This is a genomic window from Tabrizicola sp., from assembly GCF_030694085.1.
Taxonomy (GTDB): domain Bacteria; phylum Pseudomonadota; class Alphaproteobacteria; order Rhodobacterales; family Rhodobacteraceae; genus Tabrizicola.
In genome coordinates this window covers 180,366-196,301 of the sequence record NZ_JAUXZE010000082.1, presented here as the reverse complement: position 1 = coordinate 196,301, position 15,936 = coordinate 180,366, and the positions used below count along the sequence as shown (strand labels likewise).

Annotated in this window: 16 protein-coding genes; 5 read left to right on the top strand and 11 right to left on the bottom strand. The window is 66.1% G+C overall.

What is annotated here, in order from left to right; genetic code table 11:
* Nucleotides 1–128: 128 nt before the first annotated feature.
* The 3 genes from Q8M85_RS19585 to Q8M85_RS19575 are packed head-to-tail and all read right to left on the bottom strand — an operon-like array spanning nt 129 to nt 2,871.
* Nucleotides 129–1,283, bottom strand: a complete 1,155-nt coding sequence (locus tag Q8M85_RS19585; RefSeq protein ID WP_305547716.1) for a CCA tRNA nucleotidyltransferase — start codon at nt 1,281–1,283, stop codon at nt 129–131.
* Nucleotides 1,280–1,888, bottom strand: coding sequence for a CoA pyrophosphatase (locus tag Q8M85_RS19580; RefSeq protein ID WP_305547713.1), 609 nt, complete (start codon nt 1,886–1,888; stop codon nt 1,280–1,282). Before Q8M85_RS19580 ends, Q8M85_RS19585 begins: the two co-directional genes overlap by 4 nt.
* Nucleotides 1,885–2,871: an Hsp33 family molecular chaperone HslO gene (locus tag Q8M85_RS19575; RefSeq protein WP_305547711.1), complete on the bottom strand. Its 987-nt coding sequence runs from the start codon at nt 2,869–2,871 to the stop codon at nt 1,885–1,887. Before Q8M85_RS19575 ends, Q8M85_RS19580 begins: the two co-directional genes overlap by 4 nt.
* A 78-nt stretch (nt 2,872–2,949) precedes the next feature.
* Between Q8M85_RS19575 and Q8M85_RS19570 the strand changes: the two genes are divergently transcribed.
* A complete protein-coding gene (locus Q8M85_RS19570; protein ID WP_305547709.1) occupies nt 2,950–3,387 on the top strand; it encodes an NUDIX hydrolase in 438 nt (145 codons plus the stop codon).
* Here the strand turns inward: Q8M85_RS19570 and Q8M85_RS19565 are convergent.
* Nucleotides 3,376–4,608, bottom strand: a complete 1,233-nt coding sequence (locus tag Q8M85_RS19565) for a PP2C family protein-serine/threonine phosphatase (protein ID WP_305547707.1) — start codon at nt 4,606–4,608, stop codon at nt 3,376–3,378. The two genes, Q8M85_RS19570 and Q8M85_RS19565, sit on opposite strands and share 12 nt — an antisense overlap.
* A 185-nt stretch (nt 4,609–4,793) precedes the next feature.
* Here Q8M85_RS19565 and Q8M85_RS19560 point away from each other — a divergent pair, with 185 nt between their 5' ends.
* Nucleotides 4,794–5,132, top strand: coding sequence for an Hpt domain-containing protein (locus Q8M85_RS19560; protein ID WP_305547705.1), 339 nt, complete (start codon nt 4,794–4,796; stop codon nt 5,130–5,132).
* Here Q8M85_RS19560 and ilvA read toward each other — a convergent pair.
* Nucleotides 5,129–6,376 carry a threonine ammonia-lyase IlvA gene (gene ilvA / locus Q8M85_RS19555; protein WP_305547702.1) on the bottom strand — a complete coding sequence of 416 codons (1,248 nt, stop codon included), beginning with the start codon at nt 6,374–6,376 and terminating at the stop codon, nt 5,129–5,131. The two genes, Q8M85_RS19560 and ilvA, sit on opposite strands and share 4 nt — an antisense overlap.
* Nucleotides 6,377–6,415: 39 nt before the next feature.
* Entirely contained in the window at nt 6,416–7,183 is a 768-nt protein-coding gene (locus Q8M85_RS19550) for a hypothetical protein (protein ID WP_305547700.1), read from the bottom strand.
* Nucleotides 7,184–7,325: 142 nt separating this feature from the next.
* Between Q8M85_RS19550 and Q8M85_RS19545 the strand changes: the two genes are divergently transcribed.
* Nucleotides 7,326–8,552, top strand: coding sequence for an argininosuccinate synthase (locus tag Q8M85_RS19545; RefSeq protein ID WP_305547698.1), 1,227 nt, complete (start codon nt 7,326–7,328; stop codon nt 8,550–8,552).
* A 60-nt stretch (nt 8,553–8,612) separates the two neighbouring features.
* Here Q8M85_RS19545 and Q8M85_RS19540 read toward each other — a convergent pair whose 3' ends face one another.
* Nucleotides 8,613–9,554, bottom strand: a complete 942-nt coding sequence (locus Q8M85_RS19540; RefSeq protein WP_305547695.1) for a hypothetical protein — start codon at nt 9,552–9,554, stop codon at nt 8,613–8,615.
* A 16-nt stretch (nt 9,555–9,570) separates the two neighbouring features.
* Nucleotides 9,571–11,475, bottom strand: coding sequence for an alpha/beta fold hydrolase (locus Q8M85_RS19535; RefSeq protein ID WP_305547693.1), 1,905 nt, complete (start codon nt 11,473–11,475; stop codon nt 9,571–9,573).
* 200 nt (nt 11,476–11,675) lie between these two features.
* On the opposite strand from Q8M85_RS19535, the gene msrA reads away from it, so the two are divergent.
* Nucleotides 11,676–12,278, top strand: a complete 603-nt coding sequence (msrA, locus tag Q8M85_RS19530; protein WP_305547691.1) for a peptide-methionine (S)-S-oxide reductase MsrA — start codon at nt 11,676–11,678, stop codon at nt 12,276–12,278.
* Here msrA and Q8M85_RS19525 read toward each other — a convergent pair.
* A complete protein-coding gene (locus tag Q8M85_RS19525; RefSeq protein WP_305547689.1) occupies nt 12,275–13,018 on the bottom strand; it encodes an SDR family NAD(P)-dependent oxidoreductase in 744 nt (247 codons plus the stop codon). The genes msrA and Q8M85_RS19525 overlap by 4 nt on opposite strands.
* Nucleotides 13,019–13,136: 118 nt before the next feature.
* Between Q8M85_RS19525 and Q8M85_RS19520 the strand changes: the two genes are divergently transcribed.
* Nucleotides 13,137–14,246 (top strand): alpha/beta hydrolase, encoded by a 1,110-nt coding sequence (locus tag Q8M85_RS19520; RefSeq protein WP_305547688.1) that lies wholly within the window; start codon nt 13,137–13,139, stop codon nt 14,244–14,246.
* Nucleotides 14,247–14,329: 83 nt separating this feature from the next.
* Here the strand turns inward: Q8M85_RS19520 and Q8M85_RS19515 are convergent, their stop codons facing one another.
* Complete coding sequence (locus tag Q8M85_RS19515) at nt 14,330–14,914, bottom strand: Smr/MutS family protein (protein ID WP_305547687.1); 585 nt, start codon at nt 14,912–14,914, stop codon at nt 14,330–14,332.
* On the bottom strand, nt 14,914–15,936 hold the full coding sequence (locus Q8M85_RS19510) for a murein transglycosylase A (protein WP_305547686.1): 1,023 nt from the start codon (nt 15,934–15,936) through the stop codon (nt 14,914–14,916). Before Q8M85_RS19510 ends, Q8M85_RS19515 begins: the two co-directional genes overlap by 1 nt.

Here is a 15,936-nt window from a genome sequence, read left to right as displayed (position 1 = left end):
TGAAGCGGTGCCTGCAGGCGGCCGCCACGACGGGATCGGCCAACTCAGGTGAGTCTTGGCGAGGTCCCGTTGTCCATGCTGGTCTCCGTTCTTGGGTGGGCCATGCGTAGCCGAGTCGCGGCGTTTTGTCACGCCTCTTTCAGCAGCGCCTCACGGGTGGCGGTAAGGTTCGATGCAAGCCATTGCGCTTCAAGGGTTTTCAGCCGTGCGCCCAGGGCCTCGCCCTGCAAGGCGGGCATCAGGTCGGCGGCGGCGACAGGGAAACGGGCCTGGGCGCCGCGCTGGATTTCGTCGGTCCAGCCAGGCGGCGGCGGGGTCTCGAACATCGCGGCGCGGGCCAGGACGGCATCGGTCGCCAGTGCCTTTCCCAGGCGCCAACCCAGTGCGGCGGGGGTGTCGAGGGTGCCCAATGTGGTGCGAAGGGCGGCCAGATCACGCGACTCGGCTTTGGAAAGGCGGAGGTGGTCGGTGTCTCCTCCGATGATGGAAAGACGGCGAAGCCAGCGCGGGGGTTCGGCTGCGTCGAGGTGGACCAGCGGGGCCAGCGCGCGCGGGTCGGCTCCGGGCAGGATGCGAGCCAGGACGCCAGAGCGGGACATGGCCGCGACAGATGGGGCGGGATCGCGGGCGGTAAGGAGTTTGCGCAACTCGGCGGTGATACGCTCTTTCGAGATGCCCTCCAGCCCTTCCGACAGTCCGGCGCAGGCGGCCAGGCCCTCGGGGTCGATCCCGCCGTCGGGATCGCCATAGGCGGCGTGGAAGCGGAAGAAACGGAGGATGCGAAGGTAATCTTCACGGATGCGGGTTTCAGCGTCGCCGACAAAGCGGACGCGGCGGGCTTGCAGATCGGGAAGGCCACCCAAGGGGTCGATGACGGCGCCGTGGCGGTCGGCATACAGCGCGTTCATCGTGAAGTCGCGACGCTGGGCGTCTTCCTCGATTCGGGTGGAGAAGGCTACGACGGCGCGGCGGCCATCGGTTTCGACGTCGCGGCGGAAAGTCGTGACTTCATGCGGTTTACCCTGCACGACGACCGTGACGGTGCCGTGGTCGATGCCGGTGGGAACGGGTTTGAAGCCCGCCTTTCCGGCGATGTCAGAGACGGTGTCGGGCGTCGCGTCGGTGGAGATGTCGACATCGCCGACGGGTTCATGCAGCAGGGCGTTGCGCACGCAACCGCCGACGAAAAGCGCCGTGTGGCCCGCCGCTTCCAGCGCCTGCATCAGGGCTTGCGTGCCTGGATGGTCCAGCCAGTCGCCCGAGACTTTGCCTTCAGCCTTCATGTCCCCGCCCGGTCCGCCAACCCCCGCAGGATACGCGCGGTGGCGCCCCAGATGTAATAGGGGCCGTAGGGGACGGCGTAGTAGCGGCGCCAGGCGCCCATCCATTGCCGCCGCTCGATGGCAAATCGGGCAGCGGTCAGGACGTGGGACAGGGGGACGGTGAAGACCTCGTCGACTTCGCCAACCTCAGGCGTGGGGGTGAAAGGGCCACGGATCAGGCCGACAAAGGGTGTGATGGCAAAGCCGGTGACGGTTTCGTGGACGGGAAGCGTGCCGATGATCTGCACGCGGTCGGGGGGGAGGCCGATCTCTTCCTGCGTTTCGCGGAGGGCGGCGGCTTCGGGGCTGGTGTCGGTCGGGTCGACCTTGCCGCCGGGAAAGGCGATCTGGCCGGGGTGGTGCTTCAGATGCGATGAGCGCTTGGTCAGGATCAGCCGGGGACCCAGGCGGGGCCCATCGTCCCGCAGCCAGACCGGAACCAGGACGGCGGCGGGGCGAAGAGGTTTGTCGGCGGGAGGCCGGATGCTGGGGTTGAGGTCGAAATCCGAGGACGGCCCGGCGGGGCGGGAAAGCGCCGCGCGAAGCATGTCCTCGGTTTCGGTCATTCCGGCTTGACCGCTTCGAAGCCCAGTGTCTTGGGGTCCATCTCGTAATGCGCGCCGCAGAACTGACAGTCGGCGGTGACGATCCCCGCCTCGGTGGTCATCTTGGCGATGTCCTTCTGGCTGTAGATCGACATCGTGCTGCGGACCTTGTCCTCGCTGCACGAACAGCCGAAACGCACCGGCTGGGCGTCGAAGACGCGGGGGCCTTCCTCGTGAAAAAGGCGGACCAGAAGGTCGGTGGGGGGGACCGAGGGGCCGATCATCTCCAGCTCTTCGACGGTGTCGAGCAGGATGTTGGCGCGGTTCCAGTTGTCGGAATCGGCACCCCCCAGGATGTCGGCATGGGTCAGAAGGCCGCCCTCGCCGCTGCCCTGTTCGGCCGCGACGCCGCCCACGGCGGGCATGTGTTGCAGCATGATGCCGCCGCCGCGCCAGTGCAGCGGACGACCCGGCTCGGCGCTTTCGCCATAGGCAAGCTGGAAGCGGGTTGGGATCTGTTCTGACTGGGCGAAGTAGGTCTGCGCGCAGTCCGACAGGCTTTTGCCAGCGATGGGGGTGAATCCCTGGTAGGGAACCATGCCCTCGCCCTGATCGATCATGACGGCAAAGTAGCCTTCGCCAATCTGGCTGAACGGATCGGCCTTCAGGTCCAGTCGGTCGGGGTCATAGCTGGCATAGGCGCGGATGCGGGCGGGTTCGCCATCCGCGGTCGGGCCGTAGTAGTCGGTGGCGATCAGGCGGGCGGGGCCCTTGCCGCGCACTTGCAGCGAGAGCTTCCAACGCAGCTTGACGGCCTGGCCGATCAGCGCGGTCAGAAGCGCGGTCTCGGCCACCAGCGCCTCGATCACGGACGGGTAGGCGTGCTGCTTGAGGACCTGGTCCAGCACGCCGTCAAGGCGCACGACCCGGCCACGGATGCCCGAGGCGTCAAGCTGGAATGGCAGGACGGTATCGTCCCAGGCGATTTGCGAACCGGTGGTCATTCGGGGATTTCCTGATGGTGCCAGTGCTGGCATATCGCGCCTATATAGGCAGAGCAACCGCAGGTCCAAGGGGGCAGGATGATCCGACGCTATGGCGAGCCGGTGAAGGCGGGGCAGCGGTATACGCGGCGGCCGGGGGTCTACGCGGTGCTGCTGCAGGGGGAACATATCCTTGCGACGCATCAGGCCGAGCCCATCCCGGAGTTCCAGTTGCCGGGGGGTGGTATCGACCGGGGTGAGCACCCGCTGGCAGCGCTGCACCGCGAAGTCCTTGAGGAAACCGGCTGGAAGATCGCGGTCCGCCGACAATTGGGGGTGTTCCGTCGGTTCACCTACATGCCGGAGTACGACATGTGGGCCGAGAAGCTGTGCAAGGTGTATCTTGCGCGTCCGGTGCGTCGGCTGGGCCCGCCGTCCGAGGCGGGGCATACGGCGGTGTGGCTGCCAGTCGAGACGGCACTGACACGGCTGGGAAACGAAGGCGACCGGGCGATGCTGGGACGGCTACTGGGCTAGAAGGTCCAGCACGATCCCCGAGACGTCGTCGGGAAACGAATCGGTCCCGGCCTTGGCGGTCAGGTCCCAGACCATCGCCTCCAACAGGTCGGCGCCGCTGAGGTGGGCCGAGCTTTTCAGGCTTTCGACCAGCCCATCCTCGCCGAAGTCGCGGCCTTCGGGCAGCGGACATTCGGTAAACCCGTCCGAGACCAGGATCAGACGGTCGCCCGGCGCCACCTGCACGGTGATCTGGTCGTAGGTCGCGCCGTCGATCAGGCCGATGGGCATGCCGCCCTGCCCCAGCCGCTGCACGCGTCCGTCGCGGCGGATCAACATCGGGTGGGGGTGCCCTGCCTGCACCAGGTCCAGACGGCCTGTGCGGCGGTCCACCACGGCATAGGCCATCGTAAAGTACTGTTCGGCCTGGATTTCATCCAGCATCAGGCGGTTGAAACGATCGACGACCGCGGCGGGGGGCAGCAGGATATGCTCGCCCTCCGGCCCGGTCTGGAACGCAAGGTTCTGTTCGGGCGAGGAGCCGGTAAGAAACCCGGCAAGCCGTGCGGTCATCATCGCCGAGGCGACGCCGTGACCAGAGACGTCGATGGAATAGACGACCACCCGATCCTCATCCACCCGGAAGCTGCCGACAAGGTCGCCGCCAACCCGCCCGGAGTTGCGCAGGATCAGTGCAACCTTGGCCCAGCCATAGTCGCGGACCCGGTCGCGGATCAGGGTCTGCTGCAGCTTCCGCGCCTCGATCAGGTCGCGGTCGAGCGAATCGTAGAGTTTTTGCAGTTCGACAAGCGTCGAGACGATGACCCTGTTCTTCGCCAGAAGCTCGGCCTGCGTGGCAAGCATCCGCTCTCCGGCCCGCAGGCGCGCGCGAAGTTCGTTTGATGCGACGGGTTTGGTCAGGAAGTCGTCGGCCCCGGCTTCCAGCCCGTCGGCAATTTCGGTCGTTTCCGACTTGGAGGTAAGAAGGACGAAATAGCCATAGTTCTCGCGGTCCAAGGCCCTGAATTCGCGGCAGAATTCCAGACCTGTCATGCCTGGCATCATCCAGTCGCTGATGATGATGTCGATATCGGCGCTGCGGCACAGGTCCAGCGCGGCCAGGGCGGATTCACTTTCGCTGACCCGGTAGCCCCAGCGGCGCAGGTGCATCGATACCATGTGCCGTTGCGCCCGGCTGTCATCGACGACAAGCACGTGACGCGGAACCTCGACCGCGGACATTCCATCCTGAAGCTTCATGGGGCTGACAAACACAAATCACCTCCGTTGCGGCCAGACTGACGCCCGGGCCTTAACGGCGTGTGAATGTTAGAATTCGACGAACTTCGGCCTCGGTCGGCCACGATTTGTTAAGGCCGATGGCGGCAGATTGCAGGCTTGGGTGTGGCGTAACAGGGTGTGGTGCCATGATTGACTGGAAACGGGTTGCTGAATTGCGGGAGGAGATCGGCGCCGACGGCTTTGTCGAGGTCGCCGACATGTTCCTGGATGAGGCGGAGGGCGCAGTTAAGGCGCTGATCTCGGGCCTTCCTGACAGCGAGGTCGAAGGCCAGCTGCATTTCCTGAAGGGAAGCGCGCTGAACCTGGGATTGTCCGAGCTTGCCGCGATCTGCCAGGAATGTGAGCGCAAGGCCGCCGTCGGCCACGCCGCGCTGATCGACATGATGCAGCTGGCGGCGATCTGGCGGGCATCGCGAGCGGGCCTTCTGGGCGGCTTGTCGACGGACCGGGCGGGCGCGGCCTAGATCAGGAACTCGGACAGCGTCTCGTCGTTGGTGATGTCGCGGAAGGCAAGGCCCGCAGCCTCCATCCGGCGGCGGAAGTCATCGAAGTGGCCGGCGGTCTTGGTCTCGATCCCGATCAGGACCGAGCCGAAGTTGCGCGCCGATTTCTTCAGGTATTCGAACCGGGTGATGTCATCATCCGGGCCGAGCAGGTTAAGGAATTCGCGCAGGGCGCCCGGACGCTGCGGCATGCGCAGGATGAAGTATTTCTTCAGACCTGCATAGCGCTGCGCACGTTCCTTTACTTCGGGCAGCCTTTCAAAATCGAAGTTGCCGCCCGAGGTGACGCAGACCACCGTCTTGCCACGGATTTCTTGTGCCAGTTCCGGCAGAACATCCACCGAGAGGGCGCCAGCCGGTTCCAGAACGATGCCTTCATGGTTCAGCATTTCCAGCATCGTCACGCAGATGCGATCCTCGGGGGCCAGCAGCACGTCATTGTGGTCGACCCAAGACAGCATCCGAAACGTGTTGTCTCCAACCCGCGCCACAGCCGCGCCATCGACGAAGCTGTTGACGCGCGGCAGCTTGGTTGGTGCGCCTTCCTGCAGGGCGGCCGTCAGGCTTGCCCCGCCCAACGGCTCGACGAAGCGGAAGTCGGTGTCTGGCGCGACCTCGCGCAGGTAGCCTGTGACGCCCGAGGACAGGCCACCTCCACCGACCGGCAGGACCACCAGGTCGGGGGCGCGGCCAAGCTGTTCCAGCAACTCGACTGCGACCGAGGCCTGGCCCTCGATCACGTCGGGGTCGTCGAACGGCGACAGGAAATGCGCCTGCTGCAGGGCGCAGAAGGTCTGCGCGGCGGCAAGCGTCTGGTCGAAATAGTCACCCGTCAGCTCGATTCGGATGTTGTCCCCGCCGAAGACGCGGGTCTTGTCGATCTTCTGCTGCGGCGTGGTGACCGGCATGAAAATGACGCCCTGAACCCCGAAGTGGCGGCAGGCAAAGGCCACCCCTTGCGCGTGGTTTCCGGCGCTGGCGCAGACGAACTGGTGCTGGTCCGGCTGACGGGCGCGCACCTTGCGCATGGCGTTGAACGCGCCACGCAGCTTGTAACTGCGGACAGGCGAAAGGTCCTCACGCTTCAGCCAGATCTCGGCATCGTAGCGCGCCGAGAGGAAGTCGTTCCGCTGCAAGGGCGTTTCGGGGAAAAGCTCGCGCAGGGCGGCGGTGGCTTTGCGGGCCTGGGTGGGGAAATCGGTCATGCCCTTTGGCATGACCGATGCCGTGGCGTGGTGCAAGCATTAGACAAGCGGGCGCTTCTCGACGTAGTGGCCGTAAAGCGTGGTCAGAATCGAGGCGCCGACCAGGGCGATGACCCATTGCTTGACCAGTTCGTAGATCAGAGAAGGGATGGACATCGGATCACCGAAGACCCGCATCCCTATGAACTCCAGCACAAGGGCGAAGCCGACGGACAGGACCACGACCCCCAGTATGGTGAGGGTCACGCCGCGGGTGGCCTCCCAGCCGCTGAAGACAGGCACGCCCGGTTCAAGCGCGGCGCCAGGCAGCATGGTGCCAAGGCGCATGCCCACGACCGCGAGCGGCACGTAGACGAACAGGCCCATCACGACGAGGGCGGGGATCACATTGCCGCCGCCATGCACCAGGCCCGAAGCGATGCCACCACCGATGAAGCCCAGGATCAGCGCCAGCGGCAGAATGATCAGGCCGATGAGGAGGGATTTGCCGAAGTAGCCCAGCATCCGGTCGAACCGGAAGGCGGGCACCAGCTTTGGCCGTTCGCCCAGAAGGATGTACCGGTGCCAGCCCACGACGATCCAGAGCCAGAGCACGGTGCTGACCAGCGCGCCAAGGACGATCCGGCCCCAGGGCATGTCCCCCTGCATCATCATCTGGCGCATCCCGGCCTCGTCCGTCGGCATCGAGCGGCCAAGGGTCAGAAGCACGGCGAACTGCACAAGCATCAAAACGCCCGAGACCTGCAGGGCCCCGGAGAGGTTGCCGAAGACCTGGCGAATGGAGTGGAGGAAAATGCGCAAACTCATGATGGGCTCCGATTGGGGAATGTCGGGGCACTGGAATTCGGATTTGGACATCCGTCAAGCGTCGCGGCGTTCTTGCCCTTGCTGGTGTTTCGTTCTAAGCGCCAGCTAAACCGCGCCAGAAATTCATGAGGGAGCCTTCCCGATGCTGAAGCCCAAGAAAGTCGTCCTTGCCTATTCGGGCGGCCTTGATACCTCGATCATCCTCAAGTGGCTGCAGACCGAATATGGCTGCGAGGTGGTGACCTTCACCGCCGACCTGGGCCAGGGCGAAGAGCTTGAGCCGGCGCGGCAGAAGGCCCTGCTGATGGGAATCAAGCCCGAGAACATCCACATCGTCGATGTGCGCGAGGAGTTCGTGCGGGACTTCGTGTTCCCGATGTTCCGGGCGAACGCGCTGTACGAGGGGCTGTATCTGCTGGGGACCTCCATCGCCCGGCCGCTGATCAGCCAGCATCTTGTGCGGATCGCGCATGAGACCGGGGCCGATGCGGTGGCGCATGGGGCGACGGGCAAGGGGAACGATCAAGTGCGGTTCGAGCTGTCCGCCGCCGCCCTGGACCCTGCGATCAAGGTGATCGCGCCGTGGCGGTTGTGGGACCTGACCAGCCGGACGAAACTGCTGGAGTTTGCCGAGGCGAACCAGATTCCGATCGCCAAGGACAAGCGGGGCGAGGCGCCGTTCTCGGTCGATGCGAACCTTCTGCACACCTCGTCGGAAGGCCGCGTGCTGGAGGACCCGGCAGAGGAGTTCCCGAATTACGTGCTGCAGCGCGTGGTGCCGGTCGAGGAGGCCCCCGATCAGGCCGAGATGGTGGAAATCACCTTCGACAAGGGCGATGCGGTGGCGATCAACGGCGAGGCGATGAGCCCCGCCACGATCCTGACCCGGTTGAACGAACTGGGCGGCAAGCATGGCGTGGGTGTGCTGGACCTGGTGGAGAACCGCTTTGTCGGGATGAAGTCGCGGGGGGTCTATGAGACCCCGGGCGGCACGATCCTGCTGGAGGCGCACCGGGGGATCGAGCAGATCACGCTGGATGCGGGAGCGGGGCATCTCAAGGACAGCATCATGCCGCGCTATGCCGAGCTGATCTACAACGGGTTCTGGTTCAGCCCCGAACGCGAGGCGCTGCAGGCGCTGATCGACAAGACGCAGGAACACGTGACCGGAACGGTGCGGGTCAAGCTGTACAAGGGGTCCGCCCGGACGGTGGCGCGGTGGTCGGATCACTCGTTGTACTCGGAGAAGCATGTGACCTTCGAAGAGGACGCGGGGGCCTACGATCAGAAGGACGCCGAGGGCTTCATCCGGCTGAACGCGCTGCGGCTGCGGCTGATCGCCAGCCGGAACGCCCGGGTCGCTAAGTAGGGCTGTCCACCGTGGACAGACTTGTCCACCAAGGAAAATCAAGGCGTTGCAGGGGGCGGTTTACGCCCCCTTAACTTTTGCAACAGTGGCTTCCTCGGCTTCGATCAGGGCCTTGGCAAGGGTCAGCGGCACCGTCAGGTCGTGCATGGCGTCGCGGACATCGCGGAACAGGGTGCTCTCGTCGGGAAAGAGCCCGCCGATGTGGAAAAGATTGCGCCGGTGGGTCAGCGCGATGTGCATCTCGACCCCGTTCGAGGTCGCTGCATAAAGCTCGGCAGCGGGACCGACGAGATCCTCGATCCGGGTGAGGATGGCGACGACCTCGGACAGAGCGGGCGGCTCTTGCTGGCTGATCGACGACGTCCAGATGCCGTAACTGCGCCCCCTGCCGCCGGTGACGGTGCGAAGCTTGAACAACCCCTCGGTGGTCAGATCGCCCCCGAAGAAGAAGCCGGGGCGGGTCGTGTCTTCCTGGGCGATGAAGAAGGCAGGCATCGTCGCTCGATTGGGAAACTGGGCGACGATGCCCCTGAACAGCGTGCGGGAGTTCTTGCCGCCGGATTCGACGTGGATCTCGGCCATGTGGATTCCGTGCGCGCCGATACTGCCGTGGACGTGGTCCTCCCCCGTTCGGATGCCGCGCGCCGGCAGGAGCCGCTTGGGCAGCGCCTGCAGGAAGGTCTTGGCGTCCTTGGAGTAGGTCAGGCCGATCGCGCTGGCGAGGATCGGCATGACCTGGGCTTGCTGGCTGCGGATCGTGGAGCGGTAGATCCACGCCACCACGACAAATCCGGCAATGCCTGCCAGCCCGGCCATTTTCCAGCGATCCTTGTCCTCCATCCCCGAATTGAGGATCAGAAGCGCCCCGACGACGGTGGCCCCGATGGCAAGGGCGATGAACAGGTTTGCGCCCATGGCCTGACGTCGAAGGGCGGGCATCAGGGCGCGGACGGCCTGCTCTACCTGGTCAGAAGAGTCGGGGGGCGGGGCGTCCTGGGGCATGGCAGGCTCCTGTCGGTCAGGGCTGGCGGGGTAGCGATGCGGGTTGGCCGTTCCAGATTCCGCTCAGGCTGTAGGACTGATCGGTGGTGCGATGCAGATAGACAAGATCGCCAATCTGCGCGCCGCTGATCTTGAGGTCCATCGTGATCCCGTCGTCGGGATCGTCCATGCTGACCTCGGCAGCCGTGCCGCTGAAGGTCAGGGCGGGCCAGAAGCGGCAACCCGTGAAGGTGAAATCGGTCCCCCGGTCGCCAGGTTCGGCCAGGATCGTGCCGCCCAAGGGGCAGCCGAAGGATGTGGGGTGATCGCCCGGCCAGGTGACGAGGGGGATGTAGTGCATCAGTTCGGTCTCGATGGCGCGGGCCACGGTGAAGGCGTCGGCGCGGGTGGGGTCGGTCAGGGTCAGGGGCGTGTAGTCGGCGATGGGCTCCTGCTCGCAAAGCTGCTCACGCGCGGGGGGCAGGGTGCCGTCGAACAGAAGTGCCTGCACTATGGCGTCGGGGCAGGCCAGGCCGCGGCCCCAGATCACGTGCGGGCCGCCTTGCATGAAGACGCCGTAAGCGTTCTGCGCGTCATCGAGGACGGAATAGGCCATCGAGATCGGGGTGATCGGGTCATTGCTGCCATTCAGGATCAGCGTGGGCCAGTCGCCCCCGGCATAGGCTTGCGGGCGGGCCGCGGGTCCCTGCTGCGGCCAGTAGGCGCAGGCGAGGCGCTCGATGTAATAGGAGCGGAGGAGGCGCGGGGCTTCGGGCGCAAGGGCGCGGGCCTGATCCAGGATGCGGCGGGCGCGGTCCTCTGCGGTGCCGGGGCCGCTGTCATAATCGGTGCAGGTGATCGCGTAATAGGCGGCGCCGAACCAGGCGGGGTCCTCCATGCCGATTTCGGTCTCGGGGTCGATGAAGAGGTTTGAGTAGCCAAGCTGAAGAAGCGGCACGAGATTGCCCCGACCCGCAGCGGCGAGCGTACGGAGGAACTCGGCCCGGCCCTCGGGGGCGTAAAGCGCATAGAAGGCGCTGGATTCCAGGTGGCTTGCGGTGAGAGTGCGGTCGACGCGGGTGCCATCGGCCAGCGTGTAGGGCACGGTGACAGGGCCAGCGGCAAGGCGGGCGGCAAGGTCGTCGTAGACCTGGGAGGGGTCGGCGGGGAAGTCGGCCTTGCAGGCCGGGATGCCGAAGCAAAGCGCGAATGTGTCGGACAGAAGCCGTTCGGCGGTAAGGGTGTAGCGGCGGTAGAACCCCTCGGCGTCGAGGGTAAGGTCGACGACTCCGTCCAGCATCACGCCCTTCACGGCCTGGGGGACCTGGGTGGCATAGGCCTGCACCAATTGGGTGCCGTAGCTTTCACCGTAGAGCCAGACCTTGGGCGCGCCGATAGCCTGGCGGAACGCCTCGGAATCGCGGATCGCCTGGTCGGTGTTCACCACGGGCAGCAGATGGTCGGCCCCCATTTCGGCGGTGCAATCGCTGACGTAGGCGCGGGCGGTGGCGAGGACGGCGTCGGTATCGGACAGCGGCGCGGCAGAGCTGTCGAAGCGGGCCTGGGCCACGGGACAAGACAGGCCGTGGACCGCGCCGATGCCGCGCTGGTCGACGAAGACGATGTCCAGGTTTTCGATCAGCGCGGGGTCGAAGGAGGAGAGGTAGCTGTCAGCCGAGGCGAGGCCGGAGCCTCCGGGACCACCGACGAAGTAGAACAGGATACCCAGGCTTTCGTTGGTGGCGAAGGACAGGGCGAAGGTGATGTCCAGCGTCTGCGAGGGGTCGTTGGCGCGGTGATCAAGCGGCACCGTCAGCGTGGTGCAGGTGAGGCCGCCAAGTTCGCACGGGAAGAGGTCGAGGCCAGAGGCAGCGTCGGAGAGGGAGGTCTCGGCCAGGGCGGGGGAGGCGAGGAGGCCAAGGGCGAAGAGGGCGTGGCGCATGCGGGACTTTCGGTCGGTTCGGTTCGGCGGGTGGGCCCGCATGGTCGGTCGCAGGCTATTGTGGGACGCGGGGCAGGCCAAGGAGTTTCGGTGCGGCGCAATAGTTGGGCGGCGCTTCACCTTCCGGTGATCCACGGATCGGTGATTGGAGTTGCCGGGGCGCGCGCGACAGGCTGCGGCCTTGAACGGTGGAGGTGCGGATGCTTCGGATGGCTTTGGTGGTGCTGCTGGGTCTGGCAGGGATGGCGCGGGCCGAGACGGCCATCGTCGCGGGCGGCTGCTTTTGGTGCGTGGAGTCGGATTTCGAGGGGGTCGACGGGGTCAGCGATGTCGTCTCGGGCTATACCGGGGGCGCGTTGCAGAACCCGACCTATCGCAATCACGCGGGGCATTTCGAGGCAGTGCAGATCACCTTCGATCCGGCGGTGATCTCGTATTCTGACGTGATCGCCAAGTTCCTGCGGTCGGTGGATGTGCTGGATGCGGGCGGACAGTTCTGCGACCGGGGGGATGCCTACCGGACGGCGATCTTCGTGCAGGATGCGTCACAGAAGAAGGCCGCGCTGGCGGCGGTGGCCGAGGCCGAGGCGGTTCTGGGCGCGACGATCGTGACTCCGGTGCGGGAGGCGGGGACGTTCTGGATCGCCGAGGACTATCATCAGGACTATTACAAGTCGTCCGAGATCGTGCTGACCCGCGCCGGTCCGAAAAAGAAGGCGAACGCCTACAAGTTCTACCGCGAGGCCTGCGGACGCGATGCCCGGGTGCGGGAGCTGTGGGGCGCGCAGGCGTTCCCCGGTTAATCGAGCTGCGGCAACCCGGCTGCTGCGCGCAGGTCGGGAGAGCGGACGTCAAGCTCTTGCCCGGCAAGGGTGTCGGCGGCGGGGGTGCAGAGCCAGGCGATGGCCTGGGCGGGTTCCTGCGCCGGGGCCAGGTTTTCGCGGGGGATTTTGGAGACAGGGTTGATGCCCGAAGCGCGGATGGCGACCTGCATGTCGGTATCGACGACTCCGGGTGCGAAGCCGAAGATGCGGATGCCCTGGTCGACGTATTCCAGGTGGACCGACCGGGTCAGCATGGCGAGGCCGGCCTTTCCCGCGCAGTAGGCCGACCAGCCCTCTTGCGGCCGGTGCGCCGCGCCGGAGGAGATATTGACGATGGTGCCGCCGCCCTTGGCGACCATGTGCGCAAGGGCGCGTTGGGTGGCGTGGAAGACCGATGTCAGGTTGACGTCGATGCTGTGCGCCCAATCCTCGGCCGAGATGTCAAGGATGCGGCCGATGGGGGCGATGACGGCGGCGTTGTTCACCAGGATGTCGAAGTTCTGGTCCAAGAGGGTCGCCATCGCGATGCGGTCGGTCATGTTCGCCAGGTGGCCGGTGGCGGGGATATCTCCAAGCTCGCGCTGGGCCGCGGCGATGTTGGCCGCGCTGCGGGCGGTGAAGTGCACCGTTGCGCCCGCTTTCGCAAGCGCGCGGACGGTGGCGAGGCCGATGCCACGGTTGCCGCCGGTGACGAGAGCGATTTTGCCGGAAAGTGTCATGCGAGCCTCCTGTCTTGCCGGGGTCAAGTGTGCGGCGGCAGCGCGCTGCTGTCCACGGTCGATGGCTTGACGCTGCGTTGCGCGCGGGCCAAGGGTCAGGGAAAGTGTGGAGGTGCCGGTGCGCAAGCTGTTGATGGTTCTGCTACTGGCCGGCTGTGCTGCGCGCGGCGATTTCACGATGGCCCCGGATGGGCTGGCGGGGGGCACGCCAGAGACGATCTTCGTGGGCACGACGCGGGAAAAGGACGGCGAAGCCTATGCTTTCACGCGGTCGGGCGAGCCAGGCTTCCTGCGCTATGACATCGCGATCCCGCCGGACCGCGAACCGGGTGAGGTCAACTGGCCACCGAAGACGCGGAAGCCGGATGGCAAGCGGGACTTCCTGACGCTGGACGCGCGGGCTTTTGCATCGGGAGACGATTTCAGCGCGGCGCTAAAGGCGGCGATGAAGCTGCGCGGGCAGCGGGATGCGGTGGTCTATGTCCACGGTTTCAACAACACGATGGCCGAAGGCGTCTACCGGGTGGCACAGATGCATCACGACCTGGAGGTGCCGGGGGTGGCGGTGCATTACGCCTGGCCCTCACGCGGGTCGGCGCTGGGGTATGTCTATGACCGCGATTCCGTGCTGTTTGCACGATCGGGCTTCGTATCGCTTCTGAACGAAGTCGAACAGGCCGGGGCGCGGGACATCATCATCGTGGCACATTCGATGGGGGCCTTCCTGACGATGGAGGGACTTCGGCAGATGGTGCTGAAGGACGGTCCGGGCGCGCTGGACCGGATCAAGGGCGTGGTGCTGATCTCGCCGGACCTGGACCTGGACGTGTTCCGGGCGCAGGCGCGCGATATCGGCCAGCTACCCGAACCCTTCGTGATTTTCGGCAGCTCGCGGGATCGCGTCCTGAACATTTCGGCCACGCTGTCGGGGACAGGGGACCGGCTGGGAAACATGGAGAGCGTAGCGCAGGTCGCGGACCTGAACGTGATCTACCTGGACACGGCGGCCTACACGACCGGGGACGGCCACCTGAACCTGGGCGAAAATCCCGCCCTTCTGAAGCTGTTCGGTGGGCTTGTGGGGATCGCGGACGCCTTCACCTCGGACGCCCGTGCCCGGGTCGGCCTGCTGCCGGGGCTGGTCCTGACGGTGCGCAATGCGACGGAAGTCGTGCTGGCTCCGGTCGGGGCGATTGCCGAGGGGCGGGCGGGGGTGGCCCCACGCTGATCCTGCCGGGACCCTCCTCGTGCGCCTTCGGCTTCTCGTCGGGGGCACAGCGAGGAGCGACGCAGTCGACGACGAGCGGGCGGTCAGCGGCGCCGCAGATAGACGTAGTAGGCCCCGCCACCACCGTGTTTCAGGTGTGCCTCGGACACCTGGAGCACAACCGGGCCGAGCGGAGGCAGGTGGAGCCAGTGCGGGACCTGGTGGCGAAGCGCGCCGATGCGCTGGGGGATCGCGCCGGTATCGTCGCGCCGCTTGCCCTTGCCGGTGATGACAAGGACCAGACGCAGCCCTGCAGAGTGGGCGTTCAGGATGAAGCGGATGAGTTCCGGGTGCGCTTCCGCCAGTGTCATTCCATGCAGGTCGATCCGCGCCTCGGGTTGCAGTTTGCCCCGTGTCATCTTGGCGTGGGTGCCTGCATCCATGCGCAGGGGGGCCTGACCGATGCGGTCGGGCAGGCTAGGCGCGAGGTCGCGCTTTTCCATTGCCCGGTGCTTTTCGCCCAGGACGAACGGCGACAGGCGCGGCTTGGCATGGGCCATCGGCGGCGGTTCGGTCACGGGGGGCGGTTCGGGCAAGTGAAGCTTTGGCCCATGCATCGGTCGTGCGGTCCGTGCAACGCTGCGCCACAGGTCGGCCTCTTCGGGTGAAAGGGGACGGCGGCGGGCCATCAGTCTTCCAGCATGGCGAAGGCGCGGTCGATGGGCAGCAGCAGGACCATGCGCCCTGGGTCCTTGACCGTGCCTGCGGCTTCACCCGCATCCGCGCCGGTGCCATAGAAGATGTCGGCGCGCTGCATTCCCTTGATCGCGCCGCCGGTATCCTGCGCGATCATCAGGCTGCGGATCGGGCGCCGACCGTCCTTTTCGATCCAGACAGGCGCGCCGAGGGGGGTGAACTTCGGGTCGATGGCGATGGAGCGCAGTGTCGTGATCGAGCGGCCCATCGCGCCGATCGGGCCGTCCTGGGGCCTAAGAGAGCCGATCTTGCGGAAGAAGACATAAGAGGGGTTGGTGTACAGCAGGTCCTGCCCGGCGCCGGGATTGGACCGAACGTAGTTGGCGATCTCGGGCGCGGAAACCTGGTCGATGCTATGCGTGCCACGGCGGACCATTTCCTGCCCAACGGATCGGTAGGCGTGGCCGTTCTTACCGGCATAGCCGACGCGCACGACCGAGCCGTCCGTCATGCGGATGCGGCCCGATCCCTGGACCTGCAGGAAGTAGACGTCGACGGCATCGTCCAGCCAGGCGATCTCCAATCCGCGTCCGGCCAGCGCGCCGTTCTCGATGGCCTGCCGGGTGTGGTAGGCAACGCCTTCGCGCAGGTCGGGGGGGCGGGCATAGATCGGGAAGCGGAAGCGTCCGCTGCGGGTGGGAGAGCCTTGGAGTTCGGGCTCGAAGTAGCCGGTGAACAGGGCGGGGGGCTGACCGACGACCACGGGCTTGAAGAAAAGCTCGAAGAAGCTGCGGGCCGAGGCGTCGTCCTTGGGGACATCGGCGGCGACGGCGCAGATCGGCTGCCAGTCGGGCTTGCCGATCAGGTCGCATGTGCCAAGGAAGCTTTGCAGCGCGGCAAGGTGGTTGTCGTCGCGCCACCCGTCCAGGGCTTCGAAATCAAGGACTTCGCTGGAAGCAGGAACGGCGGCCATCAGGGCCGCCGTCAGAGTGCAGAGGTGGAGCGCACGGCGCAT

Coding starts and splice junctions, on each gene's coding strand:
- Q8M85_RS19585 (WP_305547716.1), bottom strand. CDS start 1,283: ATGAAGGCTGAAGGCAAAGTCTCGGGCGACTGGCTGGACCATCCAGGC.
- Q8M85_RS19580 (WP_305547713.1), bottom strand. CDS start 1,888: ATGACCGAAACCGAGGACATGCTTCGCGCGGCGCTTTCCCGCCCCGCC.
- Q8M85_RS19575 (WP_305547711.1), bottom strand. CDS start 2,871: ATGACCACCGGTTCGCAAATCGCCTGGGACGATACCGTCCTGCCATTC.
- Q8M85_RS19570 (WP_305547709.1), top strand. CDS start 2,950: ATGATCCGACGCTATGGCGAGCCGGTGAAGGCGGGGCAGCGGTATACG.
- Q8M85_RS19565 (WP_305547707.1), bottom strand. CDS start 4,608: ATGTCCGCGGTCGAGGTTCCGCGTCACGTGCTTGTCGTCGATGACAGC.
- Q8M85_RS19560 (WP_305547705.1), top strand. CDS start 4,794: ATGATTGACTGGAAACGGGTTGCTGAATTGCGGGAGGAGATCGGCGCC.
- ilvA (WP_305547702.1), bottom strand. CDS start 6,376: ATGACCGATTTCCCCACCCAGGCCCGCAAAGCCACCGCCGCCCTGCGC.
- Q8M85_RS19550 (WP_305547700.1), bottom strand. CDS start 7,183: ATGAGTTTGCGCATTTTCCTCCACTCCATTCGCCAGGTCTTCGGCAAC.
- Q8M85_RS19545 (WP_305547698.1), top strand. CDS start 7,326: ATGCTGAAGCCCAAGAAAGTCGTCCTTGCCTATTCGGGCGGCCTTGAT.
- Q8M85_RS19540 (WP_305547695.1), bottom strand. CDS start 9,554: ATGCCCCAGGACGCCCCGCCCCCCGACTCTTCTGACCAGGTAGAGCAG.
- Q8M85_RS19535 (WP_305547693.1), bottom strand. CDS start 11,475: ATGCGCCACGCCCTCTTCGCCCTTGGCCTCCTCGCCTCCCCCGCCCTG.
- msrA (WP_305547691.1), top strand. CDS start 11,676: ATGCTTCGGATGGCTTTGGTGGTGCTGCTGGGTCTGGCAGGGATGGCG.
- Q8M85_RS19525 (WP_305547689.1), bottom strand. CDS start 13,018: ATGACACTTTCCGGCAAAATCGCTCTCGTCACCGGCGGCAACCGTGGC.
- Q8M85_RS19515 (WP_305547687.1), bottom strand. CDS start 14,914: ATGGCCCGCCGCCGTCCCCTTTCACCCGAAGAGGCCGACCTGTGGCGC.
- Q8M85_RS19510 (WP_305547686.1), bottom strand. CDS start 15,936: ATGCGCCGTGCGCTCCACCTCTGCACTCTGACGGCGGCCCTGATGGCC.